The organism is Prevotella melaninogenica, from assembly GCF_003609775.1.
Taxonomy (GTDB): Bacteria; Bacteroidota; Bacteroidia; order Bacteroidales; family Bacteroidaceae; genus Prevotella; species Prevotella melaninogenica_A.
In genome coordinates this window covers 1,180,193-1,196,300 of record NZ_AP018049.1, presented here as the reverse complement: position 1 = coordinate 1,196,300, position 16,108 = coordinate 1,180,193, and the positions used below count along the sequence as shown (strand labels likewise).

General features: G+C 41.2%; 13 protein-coding genes and 1 other RNA gene. 8 read left to right on the top strand and 6 right to left on the bottom strand.

Annotated features, from left to right (window positions below):
• Positions 1 to 14 precede the first annotated feature (14 nt).
• The 4 genes from PMEL_RS04910 (at position 15) to PMEL_RS04895 (ending at position 2,043) form a co-directional block, all read left to right on the top strand.
• Positions 15 to 227, top strand: coding sequence for a hypothetical protein (locus PMEL_RS04910; protein ID WP_120174230.1), 213 nt, complete (start codon positions 15 to 17; stop codon positions 225 to 227).
• Between the two features lie 241 nt (positions 228 to 468).
• Positions 469 to 1,161 (top strand): queuosine precursor transporter, encoded by a 693-nt coding sequence (locus PMEL_RS04905; protein ID WP_120174229.1) that lies wholly within the window; start codon positions 469 to 471, stop codon positions 1,159 to 1,161.
• Positions 1,162 to 1,243: 82 nt separating this feature from the next.
• Positions 1,244 to 1,699 carry a preQ(1) synthase gene (gene queF / locus PMEL_RS04900; protein ID WP_120174228.1) on the top strand — a complete coding sequence of 152 codons (456 nt, stop codon included), beginning with the start codon at positions 1,244 to 1,246 and terminating at the stop codon, positions 1,697 to 1,699.
• A 38-nt stretch (positions 1,700 to 1,737) separates the two neighbouring features.
• Positions 1,738 to 2,043: a hypothetical protein gene (locus PMEL_RS04895; RefSeq protein WP_145985349.1), complete on the top strand. Its 306-nt coding sequence runs from the start codon at positions 1,738 to 1,740 to the stop codon at positions 2,041 to 2,043.
• A gap of 356 nt (positions 2,044 to 2,399) precedes the next feature.
• Here the strand turns inward: PMEL_RS04895 and PMEL_RS04890 are convergent, their stop codons facing one another.
• Positions 2,400 to 3,695 carry a histidine-type phosphatase gene (locus tag PMEL_RS04890; RefSeq protein ID WP_120174226.1) on the bottom strand — a complete coding sequence of 432 codons (1,296 nt, stop codon included), beginning with the start codon at positions 3,693 to 3,695 and terminating at the stop codon, positions 2,400 to 2,402.
• 419 nt (positions 3,696 to 4,114) lie between these two features.
• On the opposite strand from PMEL_RS04890, the gene PMEL_RS04885 reads away from it, so the two are divergent.
• Complete coding sequence (locus PMEL_RS04885; RefSeq protein WP_120174225.1) at positions 4,115 to 5,245, top strand: BPL-N domain-containing protein; 1,131 nt, start codon at positions 4,115 to 4,117, stop codon at positions 5,243 to 5,245.
• 350 nt (positions 5,246 to 5,595) lie between these two features.
• Here the strand turns inward: PMEL_RS04885 and ssrA are convergent.
• Positions 5,596 to 5,996, bottom strand: a transfer-messenger RNA (tmRNA) gene (gene ssrA / locus PMEL_RS04880).
• A 210-nt stretch (positions 5,997 to 6,206) separates the two neighbouring features.
• On the opposite strand from ssrA, the gene mfd reads away from it, so the two are divergent.
• The 3 genes from mfd (at position 6,207) to PMEL_RS04865 (ending at position 12,287) form a co-directional block, all read left to right on the top strand.
• Entirely contained in the window at positions 6,207 to 9,737 is a 3,531-nt protein-coding gene (gene mfd / locus PMEL_RS04875) for a transcription-repair coupling factor (RefSeq protein WP_172586749.1), read from the top strand.
• Between the two features lie 540 nt (positions 9,738 to 10,277).
• Positions 10,278 to 11,639 carry a dipeptidase gene (locus PMEL_RS04870; RefSeq protein ID WP_120174224.1) on the top strand — a complete coding sequence of 454 codons (1,362 nt, stop codon included), beginning with the start codon at positions 10,278 to 10,280 and terminating at the stop codon, positions 11,637 to 11,639.
• A 288-nt stretch (positions 11,640 to 11,927) separates the two neighbouring features.
• Positions 11,928 to 12,287 carry a hypothetical protein gene (locus PMEL_RS04865; protein WP_120174223.1) on the top strand — a complete coding sequence of 120 codons (360 nt, stop codon included), beginning with the start codon at positions 11,928 to 11,930 and terminating at the stop codon, positions 12,285 to 12,287.
• Positions 12,288 to 12,445: 158 nt separating this feature from the next.
• On the opposite strand, the gene PMEL_RS04860 is transcribed toward PMEL_RS04865, so the two are convergent.
• The 4 genes from PMEL_RS04860 to PMEL_RS04845 all read right to left on the bottom strand — a co-directional run bounded on the left by PMEL_RS04860 (position 12,446) and on the right by PMEL_RS04845 (position 16,106).
• Positions 12,446 to 13,192 carry a polyprenol monophosphomannose synthase gene (locus tag PMEL_RS04860; protein ID WP_120174222.1) on the bottom strand — a complete coding sequence of 249 codons (747 nt, stop codon included), beginning with the start codon at positions 13,190 to 13,192 and terminating at the stop codon, positions 12,446 to 12,448.
• Between the two features lie 66 nt (positions 13,193 to 13,258).
• Positions 13,259 to 14,080, bottom strand: coding sequence for a lysophospholipid acyltransferase family protein (locus tag PMEL_RS04855; RefSeq protein WP_120174221.1), 822 nt, complete (start codon positions 14,078 to 14,080; stop codon positions 13,259 to 13,261).
• A gap of 17 nt (positions 14,081 to 14,097) precedes the next feature.
• Positions 14,098 to 15,270: a metallophosphoesterase gene (locus tag PMEL_RS04850; protein WP_120174220.1), complete on the bottom strand. Its 1,173-nt coding sequence runs from the start codon at positions 15,268 to 15,270 to the stop codon at positions 14,098 to 14,100.
• Positions 15,267 to 16,106 carry a vitamin B12 dependent-methionine synthase activation domain-containing protein gene (locus PMEL_RS04845; protein ID WP_120174219.1) on the bottom strand — a complete coding sequence of 280 codons (840 nt, stop codon included), beginning with the start codon at positions 16,104 to 16,106 and terminating at the stop codon, positions 15,267 to 15,269. The genes PMEL_RS04850 and PMEL_RS04845 overlap by 4 nt, the downstream gene beginning before the upstream one ends.
• Between the last annotated feature and the right edge of the window lie 2 nt (positions 16,107 to 16,108).

Below are 16,108 nucleotides of genomic sequence, written 5' to 3'. Positions count from 1 at the left end.
GAGGGAGTACAATTATGAAGAAAATATATATAACTCCTCAGAGTGAGAAGGTAGTATTGAATGTTAATGGTGACATCCTTGATAACCATTTCGGTAATACAAGTGGTGTGCCAGTAGAGCCAACTAATCCTAATCCTGGTGATAAAGGTGAAACAGGTGGAGTAGATGGTTTTGAAGCGAAAGAAAACGAATGGGGCGAAATTGCATTCACTCCTTGGGAAGATTAAGTTTCTATACGGTAAAAGAGCAATATAGTTTTTAGTTACAACTAAACTTATATTGCATATAATTAAGTGTGTTAGAATACTGATTCTATCGACAGACAGAGCGTCTGTTATTGTAGTTCAGTGTTTTAACACACTTTTCTTTTTCGATAGAAGTTAAGGCTATTTGGATAAAAATGTGTACCTTTGCAGCCACTTTATTGAATAGGGGTACTTGATCAACCCCCTTTAACAAAACAAGACAATGACAAAAAGTAAACAACAAGTGAGTGTGCTGTTTATGCTTTTCAGCATCCTCTTTTGCGTTTGCCTTATTGCGGCAAACATCCTCGAGACAAAGCAAATCTCTGTGTTAGGAATCTCATTGACAGGTGGATTGATTGTTTTTCCAATCTCTTACATCATCAACGATTGTGTTTGTGAGGTGTGGGGCTTCCAAAAGGCGCGTCTGTTGATATGGACAGGCTTTGCGATGAACTTCTTCTTCGTGGCTATGGGTGCGTTGTGTGATTGGATTCCAGGTGCACCTTATTGGGATAATGAAGCTGGCTTTCATGCTATCTTTGGTTTGGCTCCACGTGTTGCAGCAGCCTCTTTCGTAGCTTTCATCATTGGTTCATTTGCTAATGCATACGTGATGAGTAAGATGAAGATTCGCGACAAGGGGCGTAACTTCTCATTGCGTGCAATTCTTAGTACTATTGTGGGTGAGAGTTTCGACTCAGTTATCTTCTTCCCATTGGCATTGGGCGGTGTTGTACCAACTGACGAACTTCCAAAGTTGATGCTATGGCAGGTGTTGTTGAAGACGGTTTATGAGGTTATCGCTCTTCCAATTACCATTCGTATTGTAAAGACATTGAAGGAACATGAAGGAGAGGATGCCTACGATAATGATGTAAACTATAGTATTTGGAAAATATTTGCATTAAGTTAAATAAAACACAAGTTAAGCCAATAGGGTTTATTGCACATTAGGGCACTAAACTTATTGGCTTAATTTCTTTAAAAAGAAGAATATGGAAAGAGAAAAAGAAGGGTTACAGTCATTAGGTTCACAGACCCAATACAAGATGGATTATGCGCCAGAGGTGTTAGAATCATTTGTAAACAAACACCCAGACAATGACTATTGGGTACGCTTCAACTGCCCTGAATTTACGAGTTTGTGTCCTATTACAGGTCAACCAGACTTTGCAGAGATTCGTATTTCATACATTCCAGACGTACGAATGGTTGAGAGTAAGAGTTTGAAGCTATATCTTTTTAGTTTCCGTAACCACGGTGACTTCCATGAGGATTGTGTAAATACAATTATGAAGGACCTTATCAAGTTGATGGACCCTAAGTATATCGAGGTTACTGGAATCTTTACCCCACGTGGTGGTATCAGCATCTATCCATACGCTAACTATGGCCGTAAGGGTACGAAGTACGAACAGTTAGCCGAGCAACGATTTATCACGCACGAATAAAGAAGTATGTCCCTTGTTCGTAACAAATGCTGATAGTTATGACAACTAAGCGGATCTATTACCAGGAGGGCAATCGTATTAGATTGTCCAAAGAGGCGAATGATAGCATCATAACGCTAATCCGTCAACACCCTGAAGCACGGGTAAGAGATGGTGAGCATTATGATCGTTATGGGAAAGGGAAAATGTGTTCATCGCTCGAAGTAAATAATCGTACTATCTTTGATTGTGTTGAAAGTGATTTCTCGCGCATGCCTACCCCTTTCCGAAATATCATGCGATTGTTTGCAAGTAAGGATGTACAGGGTCGTGATCTATTGTTTAGTTTAGATAAGTCAAGGTGATTTGTCAATATTGAGTGCGCAACAAAACACACTATATACCCCTATTTTAGTTTCATTTTTGTTTGCTGTCATATTTAACATTTGTCGTAATAATCTAAATTATAGTGTATTACAATTCGTAAGCGCATGACAGAAATGACAGCAAATATGATTTTGCTTAGTTTCAGTGTTTGAGGCGATAATAAATTAGATAGAAAAGGTTGGACTAACCATTGGTAGTTCAACCTTTTCTGCTTTCTGTACTATATGATAGGAGTTGTATCTCCTAACGGCAAGACGCCCTCCTCACATCGAGAAGGGCGTCTTGTTAGGGGGGAAGAGAATATAGCTATGATAACAACCAATGGCATAGCTTCTTATTCACGATAGCTATTTAGCTTTGAAAGATAGAACTTCTTAAAGTCGCTCCATCGATAGTAATATGGTGTAGAGGTCTTTGGAAGGGGTAGCGTAGCTTCCTCCTCGTTGAGTAAAACCTTCATGAGAACATCAGCTTTTGGATTCTTCGGATTCTTATAGAAAACAAACTGGATGTTAGCAGCCATAGGGACAATGCGTGTAGAACTCCAACCCTTTAGGGTAAGACTGTCTATATCTGAAACCTTGATGTCATTGTTATTAAGATTCAGTAGGCACGTCAATGGCATAACCATCGTGTCATGACCGAAACGAAGGTTTGCGCCTGGATGAGGGAGGGCAAGACAAGAATCAGCATCTGTGATAATCTTACGCAAGAGATTACGCTGTGAGAAGGGTTGATTACCTCCGCTTTGTGGTGCACTGGCATAACGTAAGTACCACCAAGCATTGCTCCTCTGCCATAGTTGATACAACTCATCAGTCGTAAAGAGGTTGTATAGCGAGAGCGAATGGCGTATCTCAGAGTTCTGAATAATACTTGCCAAACTGAAAAGGTCGAAAGTAAGCTGTCCTGCATCCACCTTCTTTGTCACGTAATCCTTATCCTTAAAGAGACGAGCCATCAACGGTTTGGTATCAATATTGCGTTTACCCCACTCGTCAATCGTATTCTTTACAGCACTGCTATCCCTTTGACGAGAGAGTTTCTTGTCTGGTTGCTTCATAAAATACATGTCATGTGCGCTCGCATCATGCCTAATTCTCAACCGAGGGTTATGTCGAATCAGTTCCTGCAGTTCGTTCTCCATGGATAGAATACAGCGGATAACATCCGTCGACTTGGCATCCACCCATACAGAATCACGGAATACAGATGGGAAACGACGATACATTCTTCGTGCAATCTGCTGATGCTGCTGTGCTCCTAATGGTGTCAGCTCTCCCCATCGTTTATAAGACTCTGTATACATGAGGCGTAATTTCTTCAAGATGTCCTTTCCCTCATTGGTCAACACACCAGCCGAATCAGCTTGCTGTAGGGTTTCTATAGGACGGAGATATTGTTGCTCATGAATGAGATAGCGTGAACCATGTCGCCCATAATGCGATAGATATACAGGAAGATAGCCTGAAGGAGCAGGCGTTAGCCTACCAGAAGGTGCTGGGTAAGCAAGGTAATTGTTGGCAGAAAGTTCAGGATGCTCACTGATTTGCTTTCTGAATGATTGTGCTGTGACGTGTAACGATGCAGAGAAGGCTAACGCACAAAGCAAGATAAATTGTTTTTTCATATCGTTGTGATTTGATCTAAACTACTGTGCAAAGGTAATCATTTTCTATAAACATACGTAATAGAGTGTAAGTTAAAGGCTCATTCCATGTAAATGTCTATACTGCTTTATCCCATTCTTATGGTATTGCTGGTGTCGTTTATGCCCTCCGCACTAATGGTGCTCACCCTCCGCACTATATGTGCTGAGCATTAGCACCAATGGTGTTGGGCATTTATACTTCGGTAGGGAAGGGTAGGATAGGTCTGTCGGAACCTATAAGTGTGTGGAATAAGGTACTAAACGATAGTCTAAAAATACTTAAAACACTTTTGTTTACATGTAAATATCAAAGATAAATACTATCTTTGTTTCGTTCATAGTAGATTGACTATACGCAAACTTGACTATAAAAGAATTACAAACTAACATAAACAATTATGCTACGAAAAACGTTTTTCATCATTGCTATGTGCTTGGTAGGACTGAGTGCATGGAGTATGGGAGTAGGAAACAAGGTACGTGTGGGTGTTTTCCAAGGTAATGGCGGTGCACAAACGTGTATTTGGGAGACGATTGCATCCATACAATTGGATCCTGATATGACGGTCCGAACTATCACTACGGGTGATATTGCGAATGGTGTTTTGAGGGATTTGGATGCTATCATCATCCCAGGAGGGGAAGGAGCGACGCAGTATATGAATCTGGGAGAGGAAAACATGGAGCGAATAAGAAACTTTATTCGTTCAGGAAAAGGTGCTGTGGGTATCTGTGCTGGTGCCTATCTCTTTACAGACACACCAGGATATTCCTGTATGCACATTAATGGTGGAAAGGCAATAGACATCGAGCATGATAATCGTGGACATGGAATATCAGCCTTCTCCCTCACGGCAGAAGGTAAAAAACTATTCCCTGAGCTTGCTAAGCGTGATAAGTCATACGTCATGTATTACGAAGGTCCTGTCCTTGTAAAGAGCGACAATATTCCACTTCCTTACACGACTATGGCGATAATGGAAACCGATGTGCATGAAGAGGGTAATGCCCCAGCTAACATGACGAATAATCGTCCTTTCTTTATCGCCAATGAATATGGGAAAGGGCGTGTCTTTAGTAGTATCTCGCACCCAGAGGCAACACCAGGAATGATGTGGATGATACCACGCATGGTGCGTTGGACCTTACGCATGCCAGTCGTAGCATATTCGAAGCGAGTCGTTAATCCCGATTTATACAATCGTGAGATTCTCATGACGAAAGATGATTTGAGAAAGGAACGTGGATATTATAGAACATTCTTATACGGTTCGCCTAAGGAGAAGATAGCTGCACTCGACTGGTTACAGGCATGTCGGTCATGGGATGCTAAGCGTTGGGTGCAAGGCTTACTCTTTGACAATAGTCCTGCGGTAAGAGAACGTGCGGCTCGCTTTATTGCTGAGACTGACTATCTTCCCTTCTTATCTGACTTAGAAGCGGCATGTCGGGTAGAGCGTGATGAGCAAACGAAACAAAGTATGATGAGGCACTTTGAGCATCTGAAAGCATTATTGCCACATAAATAACCCTCATCTTGTAGAGTCTATTATAGGGTGGAAATGGATTAGACTTGGGCATTGTCTCGAAGGAGACATTACTTGAAAACAAATTTTCCTGTCATTGTTGTCACTCAAAGTGACAGGTTAATGCGTTGATAAACAATGCTGTTATGAGAAATGTTAAAAGTGACAGTAAAACGAAATTAAACTTATTGTGATAATAGAAGTAATAACTTCTCTTTGTTTAAGTAGGTTAGATTATTTCACTTCTTGGAAGATTCATAGATTAGTTCAATGATGATAAATAAAAAAAAGGCAGCATCAAAACTTAATTTGATACTGCCTTTTTGTTTTAGATAATCCTTTTTAGGATTAAAAAGTGGACCTGGTGGGAGTCGAACCCACGTCCGCACAAGGAAACCATACGCTTTCTACACGTTTATTCCAGCCTTTGATTTTCGTATGTCGGCAAGACCTGGACCACCAACCGACATCTTATCCTCTAAATCTTCATCAGTGCATCGAGGCATACACTGACTATTTCCGATTGAACCTGCATCGCTTACTCTCTGGATTCGGAACAACATCCTCGGAGCGATGTCTCGTCCAGCTATCTAATAGCTGGATAAAGCCAGTAACCTACTGTACTTCGGTTAGGCAGCGAGAGCGTAATTGTTTTCGCCAATTAATTTTTCGATAACTGAGATTTAGGAGCCAGTCAACGATGCTCCGCGTGCTTACGTACCATCTCGTCTTGCCGTCAAATCCAAACAAGCCCATAGTACTATGAGGATTTTTATAGGTTTAAGTAGACATTAATCATCCTTGTTTTCCTATTATATCCTCTTCTGTTTCCACTGAATCAGACTGCAAATATAAGGAGAGTTCATGAAACTACCAAATCTTTAAGTACTTTTCTGCTTAATTTTATAGATAATTGCCCTCTCTCTGAAATTTGTTGTAACTTTGCAAGCACAACGCATTTGCGATGAAGATACAAGACATACAGAAACTATACGCTATGCTGCCACAGGCAGGAGCGATACAGAAGATACAGAAAGATAAGTCGATAAGAACTGTTTTTCTGCAAGGACTCGTGGCTTCAGCTGCTCCGATGTTCTTTGCATCAATAGCTGAACGATGGAAGACTACGACTGTTTTCGTGTTGAATGACAATGATGAGGCGGGTTATTTCTACAATGACCTTAAGACGATTGCTATGCCTGCTGACGGTGAAGGGAAGGTGGCGGAAGTGCTGTTTTTCCCATCGTCTTATCGTCGTGCAGTGAAATATGGACAGCGTGATGCGGGTAATGAAATCTTGCGTACAGAGGTGCTGACACGTCTCTCAGCATTTGCTTCGGATGCTGACAACGCTCTACCACTTTATATTGTCACTGAACCATCAGCCCTTTCAGAACTTGTTGTGTCAAAAAAGCAATTGGATGAACGGCGTTTGACATTGACTGTTGACCAGCATATTGATATTGTGGAGGTAGAGAAAACCTTACGTTCTTTTGGTTTTACAGAGACTGATTATGTCTATGAACCGGGTCAGTTTGCTGTGCGTGGTAGTATTATAGACGTCTATTCCTTCTCAAACGAACTCCCTTTCCGTATCGACTTCTTCGGTGATGATATAGAAACCATTCGTAACTTTGAAGTGGAGACGCAGCTGTCTACAGAGAAGTTAACACGTGTTGAGATTGTTCCAGAACTGACAACGATGTCAGAAGAGAAGGTTCCATTCCTTCAGTTCTTACCAGAAGATGCCGTGTTGGCATTCAAGGACTTCCTTTATGTCCGTGATACGATAGATAATATCTATCAAGAGGGCTTTGCTAATCAGGCTTTGACAGAGAAGTTAGAGGGAAAGACGGAGTTAGAACAGCGTGAGTTGGAAGTGGCTTTCCGTAAGGAAGGACAACTTGTGCCAGCCTCACGTTGGATGAAAGATGCGCTTGACTTCCGTCGAATAGAGTTTGGTATTAATCAATCCAGTTCCGATTTAGCAAAGAAGAAAGATGGTTCACGGGCTACGATTACTTTTAGTACATCACCGCAACCTCTCTTTCACAAGAACTTTGACTTACTGTCTAAGACCCTTCGTGACTATCTTCTACAAGGTTATAAGCTTTATATCTTTGCTGATAGTGAGAAACAGACTGTACGTCTTAGGGATATCTTCGACTCATTGTCAGAGACAAGTGTGTCACCTGACTCAGAGAATCTGTCCGTAGCCGATCTGTCTGGAGAGGGTGGGGATGCGACTGTGGGAGCTCTTCCGTTTACACCAGTCAACCGAACACTCCATGAAGGTTTTGTTGATAGTACGCTGAAAGTATGTTTCTTTACCGATCATCAGATTTTTGACCGTTTCCATAAGTACAACCTCAAGTCTGACAAGGCTCGTCAAGGTAAGATGGCTTTGACAATGAAAGAGTTGCAGGAGATGGAACCAGGTGACTTCTTAGTGCACGTAGACTTTGGAATAGGTAAGTTTGCCGGTCTGGTTCGTGTACCTGCTGGCGACTCTTATCAGGAGATGATACGTCTTGTTTATCAGCATAATGACATTGTAGACGTATCTATTCACTCGCTTTATAAGATTAGTAAGTATCGTCGTGGTGATAGTGGTGAACCACCACGATTGTCTGTTCTCGGTTCGGGTGCTTGGGATCGCTTGAAAGAAAGGGCGAAGAAGCGTATTAAGGATATTGCACGTGACCTCATTAAACTCTATGCTAAGCGACGTCGTGAAAAGGGATTTGCCTTTTCTCCAGACACGTTTATGCAGCACGAATTAGAGGCTTCATTCCTTTATGAAGACACACCCGATCAGTTGAAGGCTACACAAGAACTCAAACAGGACATGGAAAGTGCTCGACCAATGGACCGTCTTGTTTGTGGTGACGTGGGTTTCGGTAAGACCGAGGTGGCTATCCGTGCTGCTTTCAAGGCTGCTGTGGATAATAAGCAGGTAGCTGTGCTTGTGCCAACAACTGTATTAGCTTTCCAGCATTACCAGACTTTTAAGAAGCGATTGAAGGATATGCCAGTGCGTGTTGACTACCTCTCACGTGCTCGTAGTGCTAAACAAACAAAACAGGTGTTGGAGGATTTGGCAGAAGGAAAGATAGATATTCTTGTTGGTACGCATAAGTTGATTGGTAAGTCAGTGAAGTGGAATGACCTCGGGTTGCTCATCATTGACGAAGAACAGAAGTTCGGTGTGTCTACAAAGGAGAAACTTCGCCAGTTGAAAACAAATGTTGACACGCTGACAATGTCTGCAACGCCTATCCCACGTACGCTACAGTTCTCACTGATGGGTGCACGTGACATGAGTATTATGCGTACACCGCCACCTAACCGTTATCCTATTCAGACCGAGATAGCTTCTTTTTCACATGAAGTGATAGCAGATGCTATTAACTTTGAGATGAGCCGTAACGGACAGGTTTATTTCGTTAACGATCGCATTAGTAACCTTCCTGAGATAGCAAAGCTTATCAAGAAGTACGTGCCTGACTGTCGTATTGCTATTGGACACGGGCAGATGAAGCCTGAGGAGTTGGAGGAGATAGTGATGGGCTTTATGAACTATGACTATGATGTACTGCTTTCAACTACGATTGTTGAGAATGGTATTGATATTTCTAACGCTAACACAATCATCATCAACGATGCCCATCGTTTCGGACTCTCCGACTTGCATCAGATGCGTGGGCGTGTAGGACGTTCCAACAAAAAAGCCTTCTGCTATCTGCTTGCTCCACCTTTGGCAGCATTAAACCCAGAGGCACGTCGTCGTTTGGAGGCTTTAGAGACCTTCTCTGACCTCGGTAGTGGATTTAATCTTGCGATGCAGGACCTCGATATCCGTGGTGCTGGTAATCTCTTAGGCTCTGAGCAGAGTGGTTTTATGGAGGATTTAGGATATGAGACCTATCAGAAAATTCTCAATCAGGCGGTGATGGAACTGAAAAATGATGAGTTCCAAGATTTGTTTGAAGAGGAGATGGATGAAGGAAAGCAGATTACGGGTGATGACTTCATTGATGATTGTGCCGTAGAGAGCGACCTTGAAATGTACTTCCCTGATAACTATGTGCCGGGTAGTTCTGAGCGTATGCTGCTGTATCGTGAACTGGATAATATAGAAAAAGATGAAGACCTCGATGCTTATCGTAAGCGTCTACAAGACCGTTTCGGTCCTGTTCCACGTCAAGGTGAGGAATTGATGCAGGTTGTTGCACTTCGTCGTGTGGGTAAGCGATTGGGTTGTGAGAAGATTATTCTCAAGCAGGGACGTATGCAAATGCAGTTCGTTTCTAATCCAAACAGTGTCTACTATCAGAGTGAAGCCTTTGACAAGGTACTCAACTATATCGGTTCTCATCCCCGCCGTTGCAATCTGAAGGAGCGAAATGGCAAGCGTTCTATGGTAGTCAGTGATGTGGCTACGGTAGGAGAGGGAGTGATGGTGTTGCGGGATATTGAACATTCTCGGTCATAACTATTGACAGAGGGTTGTTTTATCGTTCACTCTCTCATTCAATAGCTATTGAATGAAATGGTATAATGGAGTAGGGAGTGTGATTGCTTTGCGCTTATTCAAAGGAGATTTATATCGTATATTCCTATTTTATAAGCCCTATTATGGGGTTGAATGATTGCTACTTTAAGTGTTTGGTAGCCTATTGGTTACATACTATTTGCCACTGAGTCCAAATTATTATCATGAAAATAAATATTTATTCTCATGATAATAATTATTTTTCTTCACGAAAATAATTCTTTCTTTTCATGAAAAAAAATCATTGAAAGCTTCCTTATTGAAATTAAGAGAAGGTGGAATCAATGATAGATTTTATTCCTTTATTCATTAGTTAACGCCTAATCTTAATATTTCTGTAAGTTTATTGATATCGTATGTAAATATATCCGATTATATCGTTTCCGTCATGTAAACAATAATAAAAGCACAGAAAAACTTGCAAAAGTCATAAATGATGCTTAAATTTGCGTACATTAGAAAATCAATAAATAAAGAATTATGATTAAGAAATATGTAGAAGAGAATAAAGACAGAATGCTCGAGGAGTTGTTCAGTCTGATACGTATACCAAGCGTAAGTGCACAACCAGCTCATAAGGAGGATATGGTACGCTGTGCTGAGCGTTGGAAGGAACTGCTGCTTGAGGCTGGTGTTGACAAAGCTGAGGTGATGCCATCAAAGGGTAATCCTATGGTTTACGCTGAGAGAATGGTTGACCCTAATGCAAAGACAGTATTGGTTTATGGTCACTATGACGTGATGCCAGCAGAGCCATTTGAACTTTGGAAGACTGAACCATTTGAGCCAGTTATTAAGGATGGTCATATTTGGGCACGTGGTGCTGATGATGATAAGGGTCAGTCATTCATGCAAGCAAAGGCATTCGAGTATCTTAACAAGAATGACTTGTTGAAGCATAATATGAAGTTTATCTTTGAAGGTGAGGAAGAGATTGGTTCTGGTAGCCTTGGTCCATTCATCGAGGAGCATAAGGAACTCTTGGCTTGCGACGTAATTCTCGTTTCAGATACTGGTCTTATCGGTCCTGATACTCCTTCTATCACAACAGGTCTGCGTGGTTTGTCTTACTGGCAGATTGAGGTGACTGGTCCTAACCGTGACCTTCACTCAGGAACCTTCGGTGGTGCTGTGGCTAACCCAATCAATGTTCTTTGTAAGTTGATAGCTGATGTAACTGGTCCTGATGGTAAGATTCGTATCCCAGGCTTCTATGATGATGTTGAGGAAGCTTCTGATGAGGAGCGTAAACTTGTTGCATCTATTCCTTTCGATGAGGAGGAATATAAGAAGTCTCTTGGTGTTAAGGCACTCTTCGGAGAAAAAGGTTATAGCACAATCGAGCGCACTGGTTATCGTCCAACATTTGATGTATGTGGTATTTGGGGTGGTTACACAGGTGATGGTGCTAAAACAGTTATTCCATCAAAGGCATACGCAAAACTTTCTTCACGTCTTGTTCCACATCAGGATCATACAAAGATTAGCCAGTTGGTAGTAGACTATTTCAACAGTGTTGCTCCTGATTATGTTACAGTGAAGGTTGAGAAGCATCATGGTGGTCATGGTTATGTTTGTCCTATTGACTTCCCTGCTTATAAGGCTGCTGAGCGTGGCTTTGAGGCTGTATTCGGTAAGCGCCCATTGCCAGTACGTATCGGTGGTAGTATTCCTATTATCTCTACCTTTGAGAAGTTGCTCGGTGTGAAGACTGTTCTCATGGGCTTCGGCTTGGAGTCAAATGCTATTCACTCTCCAAATGAGAATATGCCTGTTGACCTTTGGATGAAGGGTATTGAAACAATCATCCACTTCCACCTCGAGTACGATAAGGAAGCATAAGTTTGAGATTATGACACAATAAGTTGTGTCAAGATATAGTAGCAAAGGAACATTGTTCTCTGTAGTAACAGATTCTTTTACCTAAAGGCTTTTATTGCAGGGAAGGATGTTCCTTTTGCTTTTTATTAAATCCTTGTGTACATACACGTTGGTTGTGTTGGTAGGAATGGACTGAAATAAAACAGAGTAGACAGTGTCAAAATAAAGTAGAGAAAGACAGTCCTCTATAGTAACAGTCTCATTTAAGTGAGTTTAGTAATGATAAAATATTTTTAAATTCATATTATTATGATTAAATATCTATACATTATAGCATCTTTAATGTTATTTCTCTTTGTGGGATGTACAAAAGAAGACATAGATGTAGATGGTGACTACAAGTATGCCAAGACAGATACGATAAGCGTATTATCACATAAAGAATACTACTTCTATCCTGGTACATCTATTAAATCGAAAAATAAAGGCTACGTTATAGTAGACAAAGATATGAGAAAATCTGTTGTATCTGATATTGATGGATTTGATAGTATCTATGAAGAGGGACACGAATACCTTATCATAGTAAAAATATACATTCCACGTTATGAAATGCCAGATTTGTATGGAGATAGATACAAGTTTGTTAGTTTAATTAGTAAAAAGTAAATTAAACCTAAACCGCTCATATTTATTTCCTAATGTTTATATACAATTGATTTATACTACCATAGTTTCCAACTTGTATAAAGACAAAGTTAGTTATGTAAACAGTAACAGCCATAACCTTAGTGGGTTATGGCTGTTACTGTTATTTGGTTTAATTTTTAGTTTTTTATCTTAGGATATTTTCTGAACCAACCATCCATACGGAGTCGGATGACACCGAAGAAAGCTTCGGAGAAGATACCACCACTCATCTTACTGGTTCCTTCACGGCGATTAACAAAGATAACTGGTACCTCCTTGATTTTGAAACCAATCTTGAAAGAGGTGTACTTCATCTCTATCTGGAAAGCATAACCTTTGAAACGAACCAAATCCAATGGGATTGTTTCAAGAACACGACGACGATAGCATACGAAACCCGCTGTCGTGTCATGCACGTGGAAACCTGTAACAATACGAACATACTTGCTGGCAAAGTAACTCATCAATACACGTCCGATAGGCCAATTTACAACGTTTACTCCACTGACATAACGTGAACCAACTGCAACATCGTAACCTTCGTCATGGGTTGCAGCATAGAGGCGAGGGAGATCATTTGGATCGTGACTGAAGTCTGCATCCATCTCAATGATGTATTCATAGCCATGTTCCAATGCCCACTTGAAACCTGTGATATAGGCTGTACCTAAACCTAATTTTCCAGAACGCTCAATGATAAAGAGGCGGTCAGAGAACTCTGTCTTAATCAGATTATGTACAATTTGTGCTGTCCCGTCAGGACTACCATCGTCAATTACCAGAATATGAAAAAACTTCTCCAATTGAAATACCGCTCGGATGATTTTCTCTATATTCTCCTTTTCGTTGTATGTAGGTATAATTACAATGCTATCGCTTGTCATAGATTTTTGTTTTAATTAGGACAAATGTAGTATAAAAATATGATACTGACAAGTTTTTGTCTGTTTTTATTGGTCTGGGTTCTCTACGAAGCCTTGGTATTCGGAAGTTAAGCCAGACATAACAGAATTGTAAGCATCATTCATAGTCTCCTTCTCAAATTCAGTACCTTTCCCCTTTGGGAAGATTGGTTCGTGGATGGTGAGACTAAGTCGGTGCCATACGGGGAAATGCCAGTCCTTAGTGCGTGGCATAACGTCGAAAGAACCGTTGATTGTAAGCGGACAAACGGGTAGCTGAAGTTCATCTGCTAACATAAAGGCTCCACGACGGAATTTTCCCATGTGGCCTGTAAAACTACGTGCGCCTTCAGGGAAGACGACAACAGACATACCCTCTTGCAGTGTTTCACGTGCAGTGTCGTAAGTCTTTTTGATTTTACTTGCACCGCTCTTATCAACAAAGATGTGATGAGCTTTTTCACAAGCAAGCCCAATCAAAGGAATCTTTCGAATAGCCTTTTTCATCATCCATTTGAAGTTACGACCGAGAAAGCCGTAGATGAGGAAAATGTCAAAGGCGCCTTGATGATTGCTCACAAAGACATAGCTCTGTTTTGGGTTAAGATGTTCGCGTCCTTCAATCTTTACAGGGAGGAATAGTATTCGAATGATAAACCATGACCACCATTTTCCTGGGTAATAACCCCAGAAGTGTCCATTGCCTAATTGGCTGCCAATCGTTGTTGCCAAAGCTGTTAGGATAGAGGCAATGAAGAAGAGCGGAAAGACGATGAATAGTGTATAGACTCTATACAGAAAGGTTATAACCAGCATAGTTGCAGAGTGCAAGACACTCGGATGTTTTCGTTGAGATGTTGTATTGCTCATAGGTATAATCTTTTATTCTATTTCTTTGTATGAAGTGTTATCACTGCTATCTCATTAGGCATATTGAGGCGAAAGGGAACAAGTCCTCCTAATCCTGCTGTGATGTTTAGATAGCGTCCGTCTTGTTCATAGAGCCCATAGTCTTCTGGTTGTCGGATACTTGTTGGTCGCCAACCGAAAAGTTGCATTTGTCCTCCGTGTGTATGCCCACTGAGTGTTAGTTGAGCTTTCGTCTTAGGGAGAATAGAACGTCTCCATGCTGATGGGTCATGCTGTAGCATAATCACAAACGAATAAGGACCTATCCCTTTCATAGCTTTCTTATAGTCAGAATAATTAGGGAAAGGTGGTTTACCATCGTTCTCTGTGCCACAGATATAAATAGACTCCTTTGCAGGTGTTGTAATTCGAGTGTTCTGATTCCGAAGAAGCGTCCATCCTAAGACTTGCTCTTCTGCATTTACCAAGCGTGCTTCTTGCGCTGCCTTTTCTTTGGCATCACACTTGATATATTCCGTATAGTCATGGTTTCCTAAGACAGAAATAGTCCCTTTCATAGGTTGACGGATTACAGAAGCCATCTTCTCAACCTCTTCTGGACGTATGTTCTGTAAGTCGCCAGTAAAGCAAATGAGGTCAGCTTTCTGTTTTTCAATACTATCCATCTCAGCTTTCAAAATCTTACTGCGCCATCCATTGAAGGTCCCGAGGTGCATATCCGATACGTGTACAATCCGATAGCCATCAAAGGATTTTGGTAAATCCTTGAAATAGAGGTCAACATGCTTTACTTGTATGTTTGAAACACCGTATGTGAGTCCATAGATAAATGTACCAACAGTAAAGCAGCCAAAGAGTATTCCTATATAATGTCCCCAGTTTCGATTTGTACGAATAATGTATTTACGGACTATCGAGCCTACAAAGGATGTGAGAGCAAAGATTGCCTTAGGCCCCACAAGCAAACCGAGAAGGAATATGTATGTGTTTTGCCAAGTTAGGTTGTTAGGTGCAAAGTCACGAATCGATGCCATTGCACAGGTATAGATAACCATACTGATGCAAGGCAACCACCACAGCAGGCGTTGCCACCAAGTGATGGGGTAACGTTTGCGGAAATAGTGCATGTCGATATAGAGGTCGGACAGCACTATTATTAATATAAGATATATGACGATTCTGGCTATCATTTCTTCAATAAGGTAGAAGCAAGATACTTCCTCAACTCCTCGACAGGCTTATTGCGACGACGTGCATAGTCTTCTAATTGGTCATCATCTATCTTTCCTAAATCGAAGTATTTGCTTTGAGGATGTGCAAACATAAAGCCTGATACGCTGGCATGTGGTACCATCATTCCACTTTCTGTAAGGTTGATACCTATTCCTTTCATATCCAATAGCTCATATAAAAGAAAGTTCATACTTGTATCAGGAATAGATGGATAGCCCACAGCTGGTCGTATGCCTTGGTATTTCTCTGCAAAAGTCTCCATTAAAGTAAGCTGCTCGTCAGGTGCATAACCCCAATATTTCCTACGTACATCTTCGTGTATCTTCTCTGCAGTACCCTCAGCCAATCGGTCAGCTAAGGTCTGAGAAAGCATACGCTGATAGGGATCTTCTTCATTATTGCTTGTAAATGCAGCATCGACAGAGGTTGCGAACAACCCAATTGTATCCTTGATTCCTGATGAGGCTGGACGTATGAAGTCGGCAAGGCAGAGGTTGGGTTTCCCTGGAATTACTTTCTGCTGGCGCAACATCGGGACACGTGTTCCATTGATGATGATATCATCGCCTTCACTATTGGCTTCACATAGCGCAAAGACTGCACGTGTGTAGTATTTTCCTTCCATATCAGCCAACATCTTCTCTGCTTCATTACGCAGCTCTTGCTGTGCATCTTTTGCCTTACCATTCATAGACCATGCATAAAAGAAGTATGCCCAGTTGATGTAAGGAGTAATGTCACTGATATTATATGTTATTATCCTACTTTTGTTATCTACTTTTGTCTCGTTCATTA

What these genes read in the sequence shown, in the direction of transcription:
- PMEL_RS04885 (WP_120174225.1), top strand. Translation starts at nt 4,115, where the DNA reads ATGCTACGAAAAACGTTTTTCATCATTGCTATGTGCTTGGTAGGACTG.
- PMEL_RS04905 (WP_120174229.1), top strand. Translation starts at nt 469, where the DNA reads ATGACAAAAAGTAAACAACAAGTGAGTGTGCTGTTTATGCTTTTCAGC.
- PMEL_RS04890 (WP_120174226.1), bottom strand. Translation starts at nt 3,695, where the DNA reads ATGAAAAAACAATTTATCTTGCTTTGTGCGTTAGCCTTCTCTGCATCG.
- mfd (WP_172586749.1), top strand. Translation starts at nt 6,207, where the DNA reads ATGAAGATACAAGACATACAGAAACTATACGCTATGCTGCCACAGGCA.
- PMEL_RS04870 (WP_120174224.1), top strand. Translation starts at nt 10,278, where the DNA reads ATGATTAAGAAATATGTAGAAGAGAATAAAGACAGAATGCTCGAGGAG.
- PMEL_RS04845 (WP_120174219.1), bottom strand. Translation starts at nt 16,106, where the DNA reads ATGAACGAGACAAAAGTAGATAACAAAAGTAGGATAATAACATATAAT.
- queF (WP_120174228.1), top strand. Translation starts at nt 1,244, where the DNA reads ATGGAAAGAGAAAAAGAAGGGTTACAGTCATTAGGTTCACAGACCCAA.
- PMEL_RS04855 (WP_120174221.1), bottom strand. Translation starts at nt 14,080, where the DNA reads ATGAGCAATACAACATCTCAACGAAAACATCCGAGTGTCTTGCACTCT.
- PMEL_RS04910 (WP_120174230.1), top strand. Translation starts at nt 15, where the DNA reads ATGAAGAAAATATATATAACTCCTCAGAGTGAGAAGGTAGTATTGAAT.
- PMEL_RS04895 (WP_145985349.1), top strand. Translation starts at nt 1,738, where the DNA reads ATGACAACTAAGCGGATCTATTACCAGGAGGGCAATCGTATTAGATTG.
- PMEL_RS04860 (WP_120174222.1), bottom strand. Translation starts at nt 13,192, where the DNA reads ATGACAAGCGATAGCATTGTAATTATACCTACATACAACGAAAAGGAG.
- PMEL_RS04850 (WP_120174220.1), bottom strand. Translation starts at nt 15,270, where the DNA reads ATGATAGCCAGAATCGTCATATATCTTATATTAATAATAGTGCTGTCC.
- PMEL_RS04865 (WP_120174223.1), top strand. Translation starts at nt 11,928, where the DNA reads ATGATTAAATATCTATACATTATAGCATCTTTAATGTTATTTCTCTTT.